This window comes from Ligilactobacillus agilis (genome assembly GCF_025311475.1).
Taxonomy (GTDB): Bacteria; Bacillota; Bacilli; order Lactobacillales; family Lactobacillaceae; genus Ligilactobacillus; species Ligilactobacillus agilis.
On record NZ_CP104397.1, the window covers coordinates 1,764,057 to 1,780,567 of the forward strand.

The following is a 16,511-nucleotide window of genomic DNA, read 5'->3' on the forward strand; positions in this document are numbered from 1 at the left end:
AGCACAAAATTATGCGTATCACCCTGAGCGAGTCAAAATGGGTGCGATAATTAGTGAATAGTATATATTTAGTATAGTGGCGGTATTTCCAGTCATTATAACTAGGTTCGGAGCGTGTATGGCTTTTTGATGTACACGTAATGTAATCGCGTGACGCGATTTCTGCGATTTTAATCGCGGGTAGTTCAAAAAGTGGCTCTACTTATTTAGGAATAAAATGCTATAATAAAAATAATTACTACTTATATAGAGGATACGCATATGAATATTAAAAGTTTAGAGTACTATCACAAATTAGTCCAAGAAAAAAACTTCTCAAAGGTTGCCGCCTACTTCGATGTTAGTCAACCAACGATTACACTTGCAATCAAACGCCTAGAAGCTGAGTATCAAACTACCTTCTTTATTCGGGACCGCTCCCATAAAGAATTGGTTGTTACTGACATGGGCTATCAATTTGACCAACACATTATTTCTATTTTAAACGAATTAGAAATCGCTGCCAAAGAAATCAAACGGGGCAGCGAACAAAAAATTCTCTTTGGCCTCCCACCAATTATCGGCAACTACTATTTTCCTAAATTTACCCCCGCTCTTCTTAAAGCAGGGGTTATGGAACAATTAGAAACCTTTGAGGGCGGCTCTACTGACATGCTTTCCCACCTATTGCGCGGTAATATTGACCTCGCTCTTTTAGGTAGCTTGGAACCAATTAAGCAACCTAAATTGAAGGTGGTCCAACTCGCTAGCAATCCTTTCAAAATCATTGTCTCTAAACAACACCCCCTCGCTAACAAGGGCGCGGTTTCTTTTAGCGATTTAAAGAAAGAAAAGTTCATTGACTTCTCCCAGGGCTTTGTACATACGACCGCCCTAAAACAATTAGCTAAAGCGGCCAACATTCGGACCAAGATTATCTATCAAACCAACGACCTACATATTATCAAGGCCCTCGTTGCTCAAAATATTGGGATTGGCTTTTTGACCGACCTAGCTATTCTCCCTAGCGATGAACTTGTTGCCTTAGATATTCTTGACGAGGGCCAACCAACCTTCATCACTTCATTAGCATCACGAACTAATCATATTCTAACCGAACAACAAGCAGCTGTTTTCAAGGTATTCCAGGATAACCAATAATAAGATTAAAAATCAACTAGGAAATATTTTGTTTTTTTAGTTGATTTTTAATTTATTTCTAAGGTATAATTGACCTGTTAAAAAATCACTTATGTTTTTTCATAATTGGAGGTATGCTTATGTCCTATGTTGATGAAGTTTATAATCGTGTCGTAGCCCAAAACCCTAGCCAACCAGAATTCCACCAAGCAGTTAAAGAAGTGCTAGAATCTCTACGCCCTGTCATCGAAGCTGATGAGGCTAAGTATCGCAAAGAAGCCCTCCTTGAACGACTCACCACTCCTGATCGCCAACTGCTATTTAGAGTAAGTTGGGTCGATGACCAAGGTCAAGTTCAAGTTAACAATGGTTACCGAGTGCAATTTAATAATGCTATCGGTCCTTACAAGGGCGGCTTACGACTCCATCCATCTGTATACCTCGGAATTATTAAGTTCTTAGGCTTTGAACAAGTCTTCAAAAACGCCCTTACTTCCCTTCCAATCGGCGGGGCTAAAGGGGGCTCGGACTTTGACCCTAAAGGTAAGTCCGACCGTGAAATCATGGCCTTCTGTCAAAGCTTTATGACTGAACTTTATAAATACATTGGGGCAGACATCGATGTCCCTGCCGGTGATATTGGAACTGGCGGTCGTGAAATTGGTTATCTCTTTGGCCAATATAAGCGCCTAAAGTCAACTTATGAAGGCGTGTTGACTGGTAAGGGCCTAACATTTGGTGGGTCCCTTGCTAGAACTGAAGCCACTGGTTATGGTCTGCTCTACCTTGTAGATGCCTTACTTAAAGACCATGGTCATGATTTGCAGGGTAAAACCGTAACTGTTTCCGGGGCCGGCAATGTTGCTATCTATGCTATTGAAAAGGCACAACAATTAGGGGCTAAGGTCGTAACTTGCTCCGACTCTACCGGTTGGGTTTATGATCCTGAAGGGGTCGACGTTGCCTTACTTAAGGAAGTTAAAGAAGTTAAGCGTGCCCGCCTAACTGAATACGCAGCTAATAGACCTAGTGCCGTTTACCATGAAGGTCGTGGGGTTTGGACTGTTAAGACAGACGTTGCCCTTCCATGTGCAACTCAAAACGAATTAAACCTTGATGATGCTAAGCAATTAGTAGCTAACGGGGTGGTAGCTGTTTGCGAAGGGGCTAACATGCCAACTACCCTTGAAGCAACTAAGTACCTCCAAGAAAATAAGGTCCTCTTTGTCCCTGGTAAAGCAAGCAATGCCGGCGGGGTAGCCGTTTCTGCCCTAGAAATGAGTCAAAATTCCGAGCGACTAGCTTGGAGCTTTGAAGAAGTTGACGGCAAACTTAAAGATATTATGGTTAATATCTACCACAACATTGCAGCTGCCGCTAAGAAGTATGGTCTTGATGGCGATTACGTGGCCGGCGCTAACATTGCCGGTTTCCTTAAGGTTGCAGAAGCAATGGAAGCCCAAGGTGTGGTTTAATTTAAAACTTAATTTTAATTAAAAAAAGCGAGTCATATCCCCTAGTCAGGATTATGACTCGCTTTTTGAGGTGCTTATTTTCCTAAAATGTACTTAGCCGCCTGCTTACCGGCTTGCAAACCAAACACAACCGTTTCGGCAATCGAATTACCACCAATCCGGTTATTCCCATGTAAGCCCCCAGCTACTTCACCAGCTGCATACAGACCAGAAATAACCTGCCCGTCTTCATCTAATACCTGGGTTTTAGCATTGATATGCAATCCCCCCATGGTGTAGTGAATCCCGGGAGCAATATGGATTGCGTAGTATGGAGCTTGGTTTAATGTAACTAAGCCTGTCTTGCGGCCAAATTGGCAATCTGTGCGTGTAGCTACCGCTTGATTCCAGTTTGACAGAGTCTGGCTTAAGTTTTCTTTAGGCAGTGCCAGTTTCGTGGCTAACTCCGCTAAACTAGCTCCGGTTACTACTAAGCCAACCTTATCGTAAAATTCGATTGCTTTTACCCGCTGTCTGACGGTTTGGTCAAAAATTAGGTAAGCGCCATTTTCATTTAGGGCCGTAATCGCAGCGGTTACCCGCTTCCTAGTTGCCAGTTCGTTTACAAACCGTTCGCCATTTTTGTTAACCAAAATGGCCCCTTCTCCCCGAACAGCTTCCCCAATTAAGTACGTGTGGTCAAAGTCTTGTTGGACAGTGGGGTGCACCTGGATAAAATTCATATCCACTAGCTGGGCCCCTAATTTTTGGGCCAATAACAAGCCATCCCCACTAGCCCCGGCGTGGTTAGTTGTTTTATAGTTTGCCAATTGTGGTTGGTATTGTGCAATTAAGTTGGCATTAGCCCCAAAACCACCGGTGGCTAAAAGCAACGCTTTAACCCCGACCTCTACTTCTTTACCGTCAGTGCCAGCGACTGTAATGCCGGTAATTTTTTCAGCTGCTTTCTTTATCGCCACCAGCTTAGTGTCCGTAAAAAGAGGGATGGCTTCGGCAACACAACGGGCTAACAAACCCTTGATTAAGTAAGCACCAATCGGAGCCATTGACTGGGGCCGGTGCATCCGCTTTTGACTCATTCCTCCCGAGATGGTTAAATCACTAAGCACAATTCCTTGCTTTGCTAGCCACTCGATTGCCAAGGGAGCGTGAGTTACAAAGTATTCGAGTAACTCCTTGTCGTTTAGTTTTCCCCCACCTTGAAGGGTTTCTTGATAAAAGGCTGTAAAATCATCAATGACTCCGTTAGCTAATTGAACCTCGGTTTCGGCAGCATTCATACCGGAAGAAGCCCGCATCGTATTTCCACCTAAGGATGCCATCTTCTCAATTACGGCCACCTTCAAGCCGAGGCGCTTAGCTTGAAGGGCACTTACTAAGCCAGTTGCACCAGAACCAACAATTACCAAGTCATACTCTTTTTCTAAGCTATCAATATTTGCCGTTTGAATTTTTGTTTGCATCTTTAATCCTCGCTTAATAAAAAAACTGCACTTGACCTCCTCTTCGTCAAATGCAGTACTAAAATCTCTTCATCTATTATCCAATTACTGAATCCTGACGATTTTCTTCCCCAATAATTTCAATTGTTTGTCGTAAAACCCGTTGGAAAATAGCCAAGTCGGTTGGAGCCACTTCACTTTCCAACCGGTCTTGCATCCGGGCCCAAAAATCTTCGTCAGAATTAATTAATTCAGAATACTTGTCAGTTACTAATAAGTGAGTCACGCGCCGATCCACATCATCAATCCGCTTTTCAATCAAGCCTAAGTTGATTAGCTTCTTAATGTGGTAATTAGTGTTAGGTGTGGATTGTCCTAACAACTTAGAGATGGTCCCAATCGTTGGTTCCTTAAGTTGATAGATTGCCTCCAAATAATAAACATCGATTGCGCCTAGTTTCTCTAATTCCTTGAAACTCTTTTGATGCTCACGTAAGCGCAAAACCTGCGCCAAATTAATCATTGATTTCTGTAATGAACTCACCATTACGCCCTCCTCTAAATTAATTGCGCTGCCATTAGCGCTTTTTTTGTATAACATTAACAATCTTTAGGTTAGCGATACCACTACCCTTATTTTAAAATAGATTGTCCCCAAAGTAAATTAAAAAGTATAAAATATTTTGTGTTTTTTTTTTTTTTGAAAAATTATATATCTTAAATATCTTATTCTATTTTACCAAGTTGGCCTAAAAAATTTGCTAACTGCTTAGGTTCCATTTGGTAATTACTGTTAATCCATTTATACAGTAAGGTTAAAAAAGCGCCCGCAACCATATCAGCAGCTAGTTGCGGATACTGTGAACTATTTAATTCACGGGCAAGCCAGGGAGTACTTTCTAATTTTCCATTTTTAGCACTGACCAAAAGGCGTTCACTTAGCATCTCCAGCATCTGCCATAATAAGAAGCTACTATCATTGTTGACTGAGATATTGCGAAAAAGTTGTTTTTCTTTACTAATCATGCTAATAGTTGAACCAATCAAATCTTCTTCATCAATGCGTGCAATTAAGAAATGTTCGAATGCATAACGTAATAAGTCATACTTATCTTGAAAATATCTGTAGAAAGTACTTCTATGAACGTCTGCCTTTCGACAAATCTGCTCAACCGTTATCTTTTCTAACGGCTCAGAGCGTAATAATTCTTGAAAACTTAGCGCTAACGAATTCTTACGTTTTTCTTGCAACTGACTCATTATGTAGCATTCCTTCCCCTCTAAAATACTCACTTTCCTATACTACCATAAACCCTAATCTGATTACCACTAAAAATTGACTACAAAATACGATTCTCACTGGCACTAATTTCTGTTAAAAAAGGCCGCAATTTAGCCTTAATTCTGTCAACTTCTGTCAAATCACACTAAAAATTAGCAGCTTCTGTCAACAACCAACATAACTTTCCTACTATATAATAATTAGCAATGCTTAGCCTTATGTCCCTTTGGTAAACAATCACACTCAAGCTCAAGCGGGGCGGTCTTTTGCTTAGCCGCCAAAATTCGACTAACCTCTTCAATATCGGCTTGACTAAGGGGAATCTCTCTTACTACATTTGCCAGAGTTTGCCCGATATGTTTCTGACAAATCTTAGCAAAGCTGGCTAATAGTTGTTCCGTAATTGTCGCTTCTTCCTCTACTGCCGGTAAGTAGAGGTAAGCCCGCCCCCTTTTTTCTGTTTTGACATACTTCTTAGTAACTAACCTACTGATATAAGTCTTAGTTGTCGCTTCTTTCCAGCCTAACTTTTCAGCCAGTAAGTCAATAATCTGCCGACTGGTCGCTGCCTGCAAGGTCCATAAAATCCGCATTACTTCCCACTCAGAGTTACTAATTTCTACGCGTTCATTCATTAACGGTCACCTCACCTTTATCTTACTAAAAGTACCTTAACTTTTAAAGTTTTTACCTATTCAAAATTAAATTAACCCAAATCTCATTTTTCACTTGAAAAATTAATTTTTAGTGTAATAATATAATCATAGTTTGTTTTGAAATGGAGGCTTTTATATGCGCAAACTCGCTGTTATCGGGCTCGGACACGTCGGTGCTACCGTAGCCTACACATTAGTTACTAAGGGCTTAGTTGATGAGCTCGTCTTAATCGACAAGAATGAAGATAAGGTGGTCGCAGAACAATACGACCTACTCGATATGCTCGCTCGTATCGATACCAGTACTAAGATTAAGATTCAAGACTATGCTAGCCTTAAGGATGCAGATGTCATCATCACCACCTTTGGTAACATTCGTGCTCTTTCTGATGGTGGTAACCGTTTTGGCGAATTCGACCATAATGTTGCTCAAGTTAAAGAGGTTGGGCAAAAAATTAAAGAAAGTGGCTTTAACGGCGTGATTGTCAACGTCACTAACCCTTGTGATGTTATCGCTACTCTCCTTGTTCGTTATACTGGTCTACCACACAATCAAGTTGTAGGAACCGGTACTTTCCTTGATACCGCTAGAATGCAACGCGCTGTCGGTCAAGCTTTAGGTGAAGACCCTAAGAACGTTACCGGTTATGTTTTAGGTGAACACGGTGAATCCCAATTCACTGCTTGGTCAACTGTTCGCGTCAAAGATCATCCCATGGCCGAAGTGGCAGCTGAAAAGCAACTCGATTTACCCGATCTTGATAACCAGGCTCGGCGCGGTGGCTGGCTAGTCTTCCACGGTAAGAAGTTTACTTCCTACGCAATCGCTACCTGTGCCGTAAAACTTGCCCAAGCTGTCTTAGCTGATGCTCACTTGGCTTGCCCAGCTTCAGTCTTTGTAGAAAAGTATGGTTGTTACGTGGGCTATCCTGCAGTTATTGGTGCAAACGGGGTAGAAGCAGTTAACCATGTTCCTTTAACTAAAGAAGAAGAAGACAAACTTACCTCTTCAGCCAACTTCATCGCTGAAAAGGTTGCTTCCGTTAAATAACCTGATAATTAAAGAAACCAGTCAAGTAGTTTATTCCACTTGACTGGTCTTTTTGATTTGCCGTCATAAAAAAGTCCCCCAGCTTATTTACTTACGCTTATAGTCACTTAAAAACAATAACCCCGCAAAAGCTGCGATTGATAGAATCAACTCCATTAGCTCACCTCACTTTTTCAACGTTTTAGTGAGTGTAACATACTTTTAAGGTTAGGTCTATTAATTTAACTTACTTTTAATTAGTTAAATTAATGACAAAAAAACACGCTAGTCCAAAAACTAGCGTGTTACTTCAGATGCTGACTAAAGGACTTGAACCTTCGACCTACGCATTACTAGTGCGTTGCTCTACCAACTGAGCTAAGTCAGCAAAACCTGATATAAATAATATATCAGATAACTAATTTAATTGCAAACTTTTTTGGCAATTTTTTTAAAATTCTTTTGGTCGTTGCTCACTAAGCCCGAAATGATAGGCAATTGCGGCCAAAATCCGTTGACTAGCTTGCCCATCCCCATATGGATTCTGAGCTTGCGCCATTTGTTGATAAATATTAGGGTCATCTAGTAACTCTAACATCGCCGCTTTAACCTTAGCAGGTTCAGTTCCCACTAATTTCAACGTTCCCGCACTGACACCCTCTGGTCGTTCAGTGGTATCCCTTAAGACCAAGACTGGTTTACCTAACGATGGTGCTTCTTCTTGGACCCCACCAGAATCTGTCATGATAAAGTAACTTTTGGCAGCCAAGTTATGAAAATCAACCACATCTAAGGGAGCAATCAAATGGATGCGCTCATGCTTACCTAAAATTTCGTGAGCCAATTTTTGTACCTTAGGACTTAAATGCACTGGGTAGATTACTTCAACCTCTGGTCTTTGCTCAACCACTTCTAGTAAGGTCCTAAAAACTCTTGCCATCGGCTGGCCTTGGTTTTCCCGCCGGTGCATCGTCACCAAAATTAATTTGTGCCCAGGATCAAGCTTAGCCAGCAGTTCGTGTTGATAGTCAGAGCTTACCGTTTGCTTCAAAGCATCGATAGCCGTATTACCAGTTACAAAAATTTTAGCAGCGGCCTGATTTTCCTTTAGCAGGTTGGCCTTACTCTCTTCTGTCGGCGCAAAGTATAAATCCGCTAAGTCGTCTGTCATTTGCCGGTTCATTTCTTCTGGGAATGGAGAATACTTGTTCCAGGTCCGCAAACCTGCCTCAACGTGTCCGATTGCCACCTGGTTATAAAAGGCGGCAACACTGGCAGCAAAGGTCGTTGTTGTATCCCCGTGAACCAAGATTATATCTGGTTTAACTGTTTTAATTACCTGATCTAACTTGGTCAATACATTGGCTGTAATTTCAGTCAACGTTTGTTCTTTATGCATGATATTTAAATCATAATCAGGTACTATCTTAAAGATTTCCAAAACTTGATCGAGCATTTCCCGATGTTGGGCCGTTACAGTCGTTACCGCTTCAAACTGTTCATCCGTCTGCAAGGCTAGCACTAAGGGGGCCATCTTAATCGCCTCGGGTCTGGTACCAAATACCGTCATTACTTTAATTTTGTCCAAAAAAAGCCCTCCCTCTAATTTAATCCTTTACATTATACCATAGGTCTAACTAGGCATTTTTTGAATTTTTATGGTAAATTAAAGCTAAGTAAAATTTCGAGGTGATTTAATGACTATGACAAATTTTGAAGAAAAACTTGCAAAGTACGCCCAACTCATCATTGAAGTTGGGGTCAATGTTCAAAAAGGCCAAGCGGTTGTCTTATACATCTCCGTAACCCAACAAAAATTGGCTCACTTACTAGTCGAGAAGGCCTATCAAGCCGGAGCTAGCGAAGTTATTGTTAAATGGAGCGACACTTTTAGTAACCGCCAATTCTTAAAATGCGCCTCCGCAGAACGATTAAGTAATGCCCCTGAATATATCGTTAAGGAAGCCGAGTATATCGTTGCCAAGAAGGCTGCCCGGATTTCCGTGGTTTCTGAAGATCCTGGTGCTTACGCTGGCATTGACCAAAAGCGGATTGCGCAAAATCAAAAGACCATGGGGCAAGCCTTACTATCTGTACGTAAGGCCACTCAAAATAACGACCTCAGTTGGACGGTGGTTGGCGCGGCCGATGAAGCCTGGGCTAAAAAGGTTTTCCCTGACCTAGCTGGCCAAGATGCAGTTAGCCGCCTGTGGGAAGAAATCTTTAAGGCTTGCCGGATTAATGAAGCAGACCCAATTGCAGCTTGGAAGGCCCATGACCAACAACTGCGTTCTAAAGCTGAGTGGTTGAATCAAGAACAATTCTCAGCGCTTCACTATACTTCGCCTCTAACCGATTTTACCGTTGGTTTGCCTAAAAACCATATTTGGGAAGCGGCTAGCAGCTTAACTCCTGATGGAATTTCCTTCATGGCTAACATGCCGACTGAAGAAGTCTTTACCGCCGCTGATTGCCACCGGATTGATGGCTACATTTGTTCTACTAAGCCACTGAGTTATGCCGGTAATATCTTGGAGGATATGAAATTCACATTTAAGGACGGTCAAATCGTTGAAGCCACCGCTAAAAAAGGCCAAGCCGTCCTCGACCACCTGCTAGAACTTCCAGGGGCACGCTCATTGGGAGAAGTTTCTTTAGTACCTGACCCTTCCCCAATCTCTCAGTCAGGTATCACCTTCTTTAACACCCTCTTTGACGAAAACGCTAGTGACCACCTAGCTTTGGGCGCTGCTTATCCAACCAACGTTCAAGGAGGAACGAACATGACAGACGAAGAACTCCTAGCTCATGGGGTCAACGTTTCTCAAACCCACGTTGATTTCATGGTTGGATCTAGCGATATGAATATTGATGGCATCAAAGCCGATGGCAGCCTTGTTCCCGTCTTCAGAAATGGTGATTGGGCCTAAGAAGTCATTGACATAATTTAAAAAACTTTCTATACTTATTAAGTGTGGAAAGTTTTGTGCTTGTAGCTCAGCAGGATAGAGCAACCGCCTCCTAAGCGGTAGGTCATCGGTTCAATTCCGATCAAGCACATCGAAAATAAGCGCCGGGTTCATTTTAGAAAACGAACCCGGCGCTTATTTACTCTTTGATTACAAGCTATAGCTCAGTTCCAGCTGTTTGAGTAGCTTCTTATAATTATAGCTCTTAAGCCACCCTAAAAAGAAGTCACTTATCGCTAATTCAAACTTAGCTAACCAATTTTTAGCAACGAGCTGACTTTGATAAACTAACTCAACCTGATTGGCCCCTAATTTCTTTAAGTCGTAGCTTCGCATCAGTTGGCCTTGGGCTAATTCAACCATGTAATGATAACTTTGATTTTGCTCGGCAGCTAAAACAGTCACTGCCGCCTTATGCTCTTCGTTTCCAGCCTGATACTTAGCCCCCGCTAATTCACTTGCTACGGCCTGGTAACCCAACTCTTGACTTAAATCATCCAAGGCTGTTTGAATTAGCCGTTGATATAAAAATTCGGCTGACACATTCAGTTTGGTCTTTACCTTCATCATCATCAACTCTTTTCTGAATCCAAATCTTTCTTCTAGTGTACCGCAATCTTATTGTAATTGCGAAGATTTTTACTTAGCGCGCCGCTTCCCCTTATTTTTTTGATCACGCTTGCGCTTCTTTTTATGTTTACGGACCTTTTCAGTCACAGCTTGAACAGGTTTAGAAGCTTTCTTTGGTTTCTTTACCTTAGGACTACTTTTTTCCGGTAATTCCGTTACAATTTGCCCTTCGTACAGATAAGCAGTCATGAATTGGTAGGCTTCTTTACGAATCAATTGCTTAAATAAACGCAAATCATGCTCGTTTCCTAGGTTGACTACCATCCCCTTGGCTCCCATACGCCCTGTCCGTCCAACCCGGTGAACGTAGGTGTTGTGACTGTGTGGAAGGTCGTAGTTTACCACTGCTGGTAATTCCTTAATATCCAATCCCCGGGCAGCTAAATCTGTTGTTAATAGCAACCTAATTTCCCGTTTTCGCAAAGCTCGTAGCGCTGCTTGCCGGTCGACTTGTCGTTGTTCACTACTGAGGGTGGCTAAAGGAACATGATGATGTCTTAATTTTTCGGCAACGTCCTTTAACGTGGCGGCCTGCTTAAAGAAGACCAGGCCATAAAAGCCATCAACGTTAGCCAGTTTGCGTAAGGCCTCTACCCGCTTTCTAGTCGGAGTCTCAATCAGATAATGGGTAACCTCTCCTTGGGTATGGTCTTGTTGTCTAACATCTACCACCGTAACCTCTACCCCAAACCACTTATGAAGTTCGTCTAAAATCTGATTTTTAGTGGCAGAAAAGAAGGCCAACTGAGTTTCGGCTGGGGCTTTGCTTACCAGTTCACGGCAGGTTGTTAGGGTTTGTTCTTGGCCCAAAAGTTCATCGGCCTCGTCAATCACAATGCTCGTAAGGGTGTGTAACTTTAACTTCTTGTCGTTGGCTAGACTCAACAGGCGGCCTGGGGTTCCAACAACTACTTCGGGCCGTTTCTTCAATTTTTCTACTTGCCGTTTAACGTTAGCCCCCCCAATGACAGAAGTTACATTCAAATTAAGTAATTTTGCCCACGGTCTAATAACGTCAGTCAACTGGGCCGCCAATTCCTGGGAAGGCGCTAAGATTAGCAATTGGACCCCATCGCCTGGAAGAAGGCTTTCTAACAGTGGCCAGCTATAAGCCAAAGTTTTCCCTGAACCCGTAGGGGCCAACCCTAAAACATCTTTACCCGCAGCTAATAGTGGGTAAACCGCCTCTTGAATCGGAGCTAGCTTTGTAAACCCCGCTTCTTTAAACTGTGCTTCAAACTTTTGATTCATAAAAATCCTTTCTGCTTAGTTCTCATCTTCAAAGTACAAGTTACTACTTTGGCGTAACTGATACATCACTTCGTTAACAGTTACCGTCTGTTCTAACCAAGCTTGTGCTTGCGCTTTATTTTCTGGAAGGTCTGGATTAGTTAAAACCTTGCCAAATGCTACTGCTTCTGCTAATAATTCATTTTCCGCAGGAGTTTGGCTTAAAGTGCGAGTTGCGGTTGGCGTGCGCAATTCTACTTGCTTCAAGTCGGCTGCGTTATCCATCCAAATAGTCTCTTTTAGGCCATAGATTTCACCTGGCAAATAAGAATTAGCGGTTTTGCCCACATTTAAAGTCACAGTGAAATCTTGGTAGGTCAAAATCGCTACCCCCTTAGCATCTATTCCATTAGCTAGTTTAGTTGGAAAATATTGAGCATTAAGCGGCTTGCCAAACCAACCAACCGCACAATGAACCATGTAAACCCCTAAATCCTGTAGAGCTCCCCCCGCAAATTTAGGCGAAAAGATATTGGGATTTTCACCGGCTAAATAAGCATCGTAACGAGACGAATACTTCATATAGGTTAAAGTAGCACCTTGAACTACAGGAAGCTTAGCAACCGCCTCCTTAACCGCCAAATAATTAGGTTCGTGTGTATGGCGGGCTGCTTCAAATAAAAATTGCCCCTGATGCTCAGCCAACAGCTCACGTAATTCCTGCATTTGCCCAGGGTTTAGACAAATTGGTTTTTCAACAATTACATGTTTGCCTGCTTTTATAGCCGCCTTAGCTTGACTAAAGTGTAAGCTATTAGGTGAAGCAATGTAAACTACCTCAAAACTAGGGCTAGCCATAAATTGTTCTAAATCTGTTTTGAAATCTTGGACACTAGGGTAATCCTTGGCAAATGCTTGGGCCTTTTCAAGTTTACGTGAATAAACAGCCCGTAATTCAAATAACCCACTTTCATGGGCAGCATCAACAAAGCGTTTGGTAATCCAGTTTGTTCCCACAATTCCTAATCTTAACATTATTTTTTCACCTCGTAATAATTATTTAAGTCTATTTTACCAAACTTACATATAAAGCGGATACAAAAAGGCTTTGCATGACAAAATTATGACAAAAAAGGGCAAATATTTCAGGAAAAATAAATTTTTTGACTTTCAGTTTTTTCTCTAATTTTCGTGGTATATTAGAGAGTGAAATTTAAACTATGGTAGAGACAAAGAGAGGGGTACAAATGAAGCGCAAAAGTGGCATCGCAGTTTTAGGGCTATCAATTTTAGCGGGAGTCAATAAAGTCATCCACACCCGCAAGAAAGCAGCTATCACAACAACTGCGCTTCCTTTAATTTACGCAGGCACTTGGTTTTTTACAGACCAAAATAGCCAGCACCAACATAAGCTAGAGGTAACAATGGACTTAGATATTCTTTTGGACGGACGCAAGCTCGCTGGGACGGTCGAGAAAATCGATGAACGTGAATTGCTCTTTTTAGATAACTATGGTTACCACTTACGAATTGATGCCATCGATGCCCACCCGGTTAGCGTTTATGATGAGGCGGATAACCAAATTTACAGGTTTACCTTACAATAATTTTTCCCGGTCATTAAGGTTATTGGTTTAGTCGCTAAGCCAATAACTTTTTTCTTTTGTCAACTTTTTAGGCTATAATTAAGAAAACTAACTACTAGCTCACTCTTAAAGGATGATGACTATGATCGACTTACACGAAATTTTGGACAGGATGAATCCCAACCAAAAAATTAACTACGATAAAGTAATGCAAAAAATGACCCAACGCTGGGCTAAGGAAAATACCCGCCCCAAGATTTTACTCCATAGTTGCTGCGCCCCTTGCAGCACCTATACCTTGGAATACCTAACTCAGTTCGCAGATATTACCGTCTACTATGCTAACTCTAACATCCACCCCCGGGCCGAGTACCAACGCCGCGAATACGTGCAACAAAAATTCATTCACGATTTCAACGAAAAAACCGGCAACCAGGTCGCATTCTTAGCAGCTCCATATAAACCCCAAGAATACTTTCAAAAAGTACGGGGCTTAGAAAAGGAAAAAGAAGGCGGTGCTCGCTGCGAAGCCTGTTTTGACTACCGCCTCGATAAGGTTGCTAAAAAAGCGGTCGAACTTGGCTTTGACTACTTCGGCAGTGCCCTAACCATCAGTCCCCATAAGAATTCACAGGTCATTAATAAAGTTGGCATCGAAGTCCAAAACTTTTATGACACCCACTATTTACCAAGCGACTTCAAGAAAAACGGCGGTTATCAACGTTCCGTTGAAATGTGTAATGAGTACGACGTTTACCGTCAGTGTTATTGTGGATGCGTCTTTGCCGCCAAGGACCAGGGCATTGACTTTTCTAAAATCCGCCGCGAAGCCCTAGCATTTATGGCAGGCAAAGACGGTGCCCGTGATTTTCCTGAAATTCGTTTTAACATTCAAAATTAAGTAGAATCAAAAAAGCACGCCACCAAGCGTGCTTTTTGATTATAAAAACTAGCTTTATTTACGCCAAAATGTTTGGCAATCCTTCTTATCGTTTAAGTTAAATTCAATTACCTTGGCTAGTAGTTCATAAGGAACCTCTTGATCAAAACCTACCCGAACCAACTTTTTGCCGTAGGAAAGACCAGCTTGTTGAATTTCTTTTTCAAAAACAGTAATAATCTTAGCTTCCCCCGCAAACGAAAAGTGGGCTTTGGCTACACTAAAGCCAATAATAAAAGTCCCGTGGTCAGTAAACATCGGTTGTTTCCAGGCAATCCGCCCCTCCAAGTTAGGGTAGTGTGCTTCCACCCACTTTAACACTTGGGCAAATTTTTGCCGGTGTTCTAGATTATCAATGCCCGCCAAGTAGTCGTCGTAAAAAGCCATTCCCATCACCTACTAAAGTTTTTTGCTTAAATTATAACCTAAGCAAGTCTCTTTAAAAAAGGTTAATAATAATGTTATGCTTAAAAGAGAATCTATTTTAGGGATGGTGAACTTTATGGCAACCAGTGTTTTTTTTCGGGGCGTTAGTTATTTTACTAGCAGTTTTGGCAGAAAAATTTGCCGGTAAATTTAAACTACCGGCGTTAATTTTATTCATGTTTATTGGAATGTTGTTTGGAAGTGACGGTTTATTTAAAATTCCCTTCTCAAACTATCGGCTTGCAGATCAAATCTGTTCTCTAGCCTTAGTTTTCATTATGTTTTATGGTGGCTTTAATACCAAGTGGAAAGTCGCTAAGTCAAGTGCGCCTAAATCGTTGCTCCTCTCAACTTTAGGGGTTATTATTACCGCAGGAATTACCACCGTCTTAGCCGTTTACCTGCTACATTTTAAGTTACTTGAGGCTTTGCTAATTGGGGCGGTGTTGTCATCAACCGATGCGGCTAGTGTCTTTGCTATTTTGCACCAGCAAAAAGTTAACCTAAAATATAATACCGCCTCGCTTTTGGAACTTGAAAGTGGTAGTAATGACCCGGTAGCTTATTTACTTACGGCCTTAATCATTGGCTTTATCACCGGGGCCAAGCAGGTTAATATTCCCTTGGAAATCCTGTTACAAGTCAGCATGGGCCTTTGGTGGGGCTTCATCCTCGCTAAGTTAGCCGTCTACTTGCTTACCCAGACTAACTTAATTGCAGAGGGGCTAGAAACTATTTTCTTAATGGGGATGATGCTTCTTTGCTACGCCCTTACGGAAGTTACTGCCGGCAACGTCTTTTTGAGCATCTACCTACTAGGACTCATTATCGGTAACGCCCAAATCGCTAATAAACAGGTTATTATTCCCTTCCTCCACGGGATTACTAGCCTCGCACAGATTCTGATCTTTTTCTTATTGGGCTTACTAACTTTCCCGCACCGCATGTTAGAAATTATTCCGACTGCCCTAATAATTGCAATCATTATCACCTTCATCGCCCGGCCTCTAGCTGTATTTACCCTCCTTTTACCTTTCAAGGCTAAAATCAACCAGTGTTTACTCGTTGCTTGGGCCGGCTTACGGGGGGCGGCTTCCAGTGTGTTCGCTATCTTTGCACTTGCCCACGGAGTCAGCCTTAATTACGACCTCTTTCACATCGTCTTTTTAGTCTCGCTCTTTTCAATTGCCCTCCAAGGTAGCCTGCTCCCCTGGGTTGCTACCAAGTTAGACATGATTGACGAAAGCGACGATATCCGTAAAACTTTCAACGACTACCAAGCCGAATCTGCCATCACCCTCATGCGGCTCTTCGTTCCTAAAGACCACCCCTGGGTTAACCGCCCCATCAAAGACGTTCACCTACCAAGCGGTTCATTAGCTTTGATGATTAAACGTAATAGCAAAACCATCATCACCAAGGGGGATACCATTATTTTAGGCGGTGACATCCTCATCTTAAGTGTGCCAGCTTATGAAACTAAAGGTAACGAAACCCTTAACGAAATTAATATCGACGCTAACCACCCTTGGGCCGGTCAAAAAATCGCAACCCTTAATTTACCCGATAATATGTTGATTGCCTTAATTATTCGGGGCGAAGAAAACCTAATTCCCGATGGTAACACCGTAATCGAACCTAGCGACACGGTCGTATTATACCATTAAGTTTTTCACTAACAGCCTTTACTTAGACTTAACTCTAAGTGCTATACTGAAGGCGAAAG

General features: G+C 42.1%; 16 protein-coding genes and 2 tRNA genes. 8 read left to right on the forward strand and 10 right to left on the reverse strand.

Features of this window, described 5'->3' with window-relative positions; translation table 11 throughout:
* The first annotated feature begins 261 nt into the window (after nt 1–261).
* On the forward strand, nt 262–1,140 hold the full coding sequence (locus tag N4597_RS08880; protein WP_172585433.1) for a LysR family transcriptional regulator: 879 nt from the start codon (nt 262–264) through the stop codon (nt 1,138–1,140).
* 119 nt (nt 1,141–1,259) lie between these two features.
* Nucleotides 1,260–2,594, forward strand: a complete 1,335-nt coding sequence (gdhA, locus tag N4597_RS08885; protein WP_089144413.1) for an NADP-specific glutamate dehydrogenase — start codon at nt 1,260–1,262, stop codon at nt 2,592–2,594.
* A 74-nt stretch (nt 2,595–2,668) separates the two neighbouring features.
* Here the strand turns inward: gdhA and N4597_RS08890 are convergent, their stop codons facing one another.
* The 4 genes from N4597_RS08890 to N4597_RS08905 all read right to left on the reverse strand — a co-directional run bounded on the left by N4597_RS08890 (nt 2,669) and on the right by N4597_RS08905 (nt 5,953).
* On the reverse strand, nt 2,669–4,057 hold the full coding sequence (locus N4597_RS08890; protein WP_172585337.1) for a flavocytochrome c: 1,389 nt from the start codon (nt 4,055–4,057) through the stop codon (nt 2,669–2,671).
* 76 nt (nt 4,058–4,133) lie between these two features.
* Nucleotides 4,134–4,580, reverse strand: a complete 447-nt coding sequence (locus N4597_RS08895; protein WP_050610872.1) for a MarR family winged helix-turn-helix transcriptional regulator — start codon at nt 4,578–4,580, stop codon at nt 4,134–4,136.
* Between the two features lie 182 nt (nt 4,581–4,762).
* Entirely contained in the window at nt 4,763–5,296 is a 534-nt protein-coding gene (locus N4597_RS08900; protein ID WP_094130469.1) for a TetR/AcrR family transcriptional regulator, read from the reverse strand.
* 222 nt (nt 5,297–5,518) lie between these two features.
* Nucleotides 5,519–5,953 (reverse strand): CopY/TcrY family copper transport repressor, encoded by a 435-nt coding sequence (locus N4597_RS08905; RefSeq protein WP_056976312.1) that lies wholly within the window; start codon nt 5,951–5,953, stop codon nt 5,519–5,521.
* A gap of 157 nt (nt 5,954–6,110) precedes the next feature.
* Between N4597_RS08905 and N4597_RS08910 the strand changes: the two genes are divergently transcribed.
* Nucleotides 6,111–7,025, forward strand: coding sequence for an L-lactate dehydrogenase (locus N4597_RS08910; protein ID WP_050610869.1), 915 nt, complete (start codon nt 6,111–6,113; stop codon nt 7,023–7,025).
* 294 nt (nt 7,026–7,319) lie between these two features.
* On the opposite strand, the gene N4597_RS08915 is transcribed toward N4597_RS08910, so the two are convergent.
* Both N4597_RS08915 and wecB read right to left on the reverse strand, forming a co-directional pair.
* Nucleotides 7,320–7,392: transfer RNA gene (locus N4597_RS08915), tRNA-Thr, on the reverse strand.
* 63 nt (nt 7,393–7,455) lie between these two features.
* Nucleotides 7,456–8,592 (reverse strand): non-hydrolyzing UDP-N-acetylglucosamine 2-epimerase, encoded by a 1,137-nt coding sequence (gene wecB / locus N4597_RS08920; RefSeq protein ID WP_260903514.1) that lies wholly within the window; start codon nt 8,590–8,592, stop codon nt 7,456–7,458.
* 109 nt (nt 8,593–8,701) lie between these two features.
* Between wecB and N4597_RS08925 the strand changes: the two genes are divergently transcribed.
* Entirely contained in the window at nt 8,702–9,934 is a 1,233-nt protein-coding gene (locus N4597_RS08925) for an aminopeptidase (protein ID WP_260903516.1), read from the forward strand.
* Between the two features lie 56 nt (nt 9,935–9,990).
* Nucleotides 9,991–10,064 (forward strand) — tRNA-Arg (locus N4597_RS08930).
* Nucleotides 10,065–10,123: 59 nt separating this feature from the next.
* Here N4597_RS08930 and N4597_RS08935 read toward each other — a convergent pair.
* The 3 genes from N4597_RS08935 to N4597_RS08945 form a co-directional block, all read right to left on the reverse strand.
* Nucleotides 10,124–10,540: a DUF3284 domain-containing protein gene (locus N4597_RS08935; protein WP_170091688.1), complete on the reverse strand. Its 417-nt coding sequence runs from the start codon at nt 10,538–10,540 to the stop codon at nt 10,124–10,126.
* A gap of 72 nt (nt 10,541–10,612) precedes the next feature.
* Nucleotides 10,613–11,854, reverse strand: a complete 1,242-nt coding sequence (locus N4597_RS08940) for a DEAD/DEAH box helicase (protein WP_094130477.1) — start codon at nt 11,852–11,854, stop codon at nt 10,613–10,615.
* Nucleotides 11,855–11,869: 15 nt separating this feature from the next.
* Complete coding sequence (locus N4597_RS08945) at nt 11,870–12,868, reverse strand: Gfo/Idh/MocA family protein (protein ID WP_192944637.1); 999 nt, start codon at nt 12,866–12,868, stop codon at nt 11,870–11,872.
* A 212-nt stretch (nt 12,869–13,080) separates the two neighbouring features.
* On the opposite strand from N4597_RS08945, the gene N4597_RS08950 reads away from it, so the two are divergent.
* Nucleotides 13,081–13,440 (forward strand): DUF4828 domain-containing protein, encoded by a 360-nt coding sequence (locus N4597_RS08950; protein ID WP_050610863.1) that lies wholly within the window; start codon nt 13,081–13,083, stop codon nt 13,438–13,440.
* A gap of 121 nt (nt 13,441–13,561) precedes the next feature.
* Nucleotides 13,562–14,320: an epoxyqueuosine reductase QueH gene (locus N4597_RS08955; RefSeq protein WP_094130481.1), complete on the forward strand. Its 759-nt coding sequence runs from the start codon at nt 13,562–13,564 to the stop codon at nt 14,318–14,320.
* 54 nt (nt 14,321–14,374) lie between these two features.
* Here the strand turns inward: N4597_RS08955 and N4597_RS08960 are convergent, their stop codons facing one another.
* Nucleotides 14,375–14,746 (reverse strand): iron chaperone, encoded by a 372-nt coding sequence (locus tag N4597_RS08960; RefSeq protein WP_050610861.1) that lies wholly within the window; start codon nt 14,744–14,746, stop codon nt 14,375–14,377.
* A 125-nt stretch (nt 14,747–14,871) separates the two neighbouring features.
* On the opposite strand from N4597_RS08960, the gene N4597_RS08965 reads away from it, so the two are divergent.
* Nucleotides 14,872–16,452, forward strand: coding sequence for a potassium/proton antiporter (locus N4597_RS08965; protein WP_260903523.1), 1,581 nt, complete (start codon nt 14,872–14,874; stop codon nt 16,450–16,452).
* Nucleotides 16,453–16,511 lie beyond the last annotated feature (59 nt).

Excerpts from the sequence above, each read along its gene's own strand:
- N4597_RS08880 (WP_172585433.1), top strand. The coding sequence starts at position 262 with ATGAATATTAAAAGTTTAGAGTACTATCACAAATTAGTCCAAGAAAAA.
- gdhA (WP_089144413.1), top strand. The coding sequence starts at position 1,260 with ATGTCCTATGTTGATGAAGTTTATAATCGTGTCGTAGCCCAAAACCCT.
- N4597_RS08890 (WP_172585337.1), bottom strand. The coding sequence starts at position 4,057 with ATGCAAACAAAAATTCAAACGGCAAATATTGATAGCTTAGAAAAAGAG.
- N4597_RS08900 (WP_094130469.1), bottom strand. The coding sequence starts at position 5,296 with ATGAGTCAGTTGCAAGAAAAACGTAAGAATTCGTTAGCGCTAAGTTTT.
- N4597_RS08905 (WP_056976312.1), bottom strand. The coding sequence starts at position 5,953 with ATGAATGAACGCGTAGAAATTAGTAACTCTGAGTGGGAAGTAATGCGG.
- N4597_RS08910 (WP_050610869.1), top strand. The coding sequence starts at position 6,111 with ATGCGCAAACTCGCTGTTATCGGGCTCGGACACGTCGGTGCTACCGTA.
- N4597_RS08925 (WP_260903516.1), top strand. The coding sequence starts at position 8,702 with ATGACTATGACAAATTTTGAAGAAAAACTTGCAAAGTACGCCCAACTC.
- N4597_RS08935 (WP_170091688.1), bottom strand. The coding sequence starts at position 10,540 with ATGAAGGTAAAGACCAAACTGAATGTGTCAGCCGAATTTTTATATCAA.
- N4597_RS08940 (WP_094130477.1), bottom strand. The coding sequence starts at position 11,854 with ATGAATCAAAAGTTTGAAGCACAGTTTAAAGAAGCGGGGTTTACAAAG.
- N4597_RS08945 (WP_192944637.1), bottom strand. The coding sequence starts at position 12,868 with ATGTTAAGATTAGGAATTGTGGGAACAAACTGGATTACCAAACGCTTT.
- N4597_RS08950 (WP_050610863.1), top strand. The coding sequence starts at position 13,081 with ATGAAGCGCAAAAGTGGCATCGCAGTTTTAGGGCTATCAATTTTAGCG.
- N4597_RS08955 (WP_094130481.1), top strand. The coding sequence starts at position 13,562 with ATGATCGACTTACACGAAATTTTGGACAGGATGAATCCCAACCAAAAA.
- N4597_RS08960 (WP_050610861.1), bottom strand. The coding sequence starts at position 14,746 with ATGGCTTTTTACGACGACTACTTGGCGGGCATTGATAATCTAGAACAC.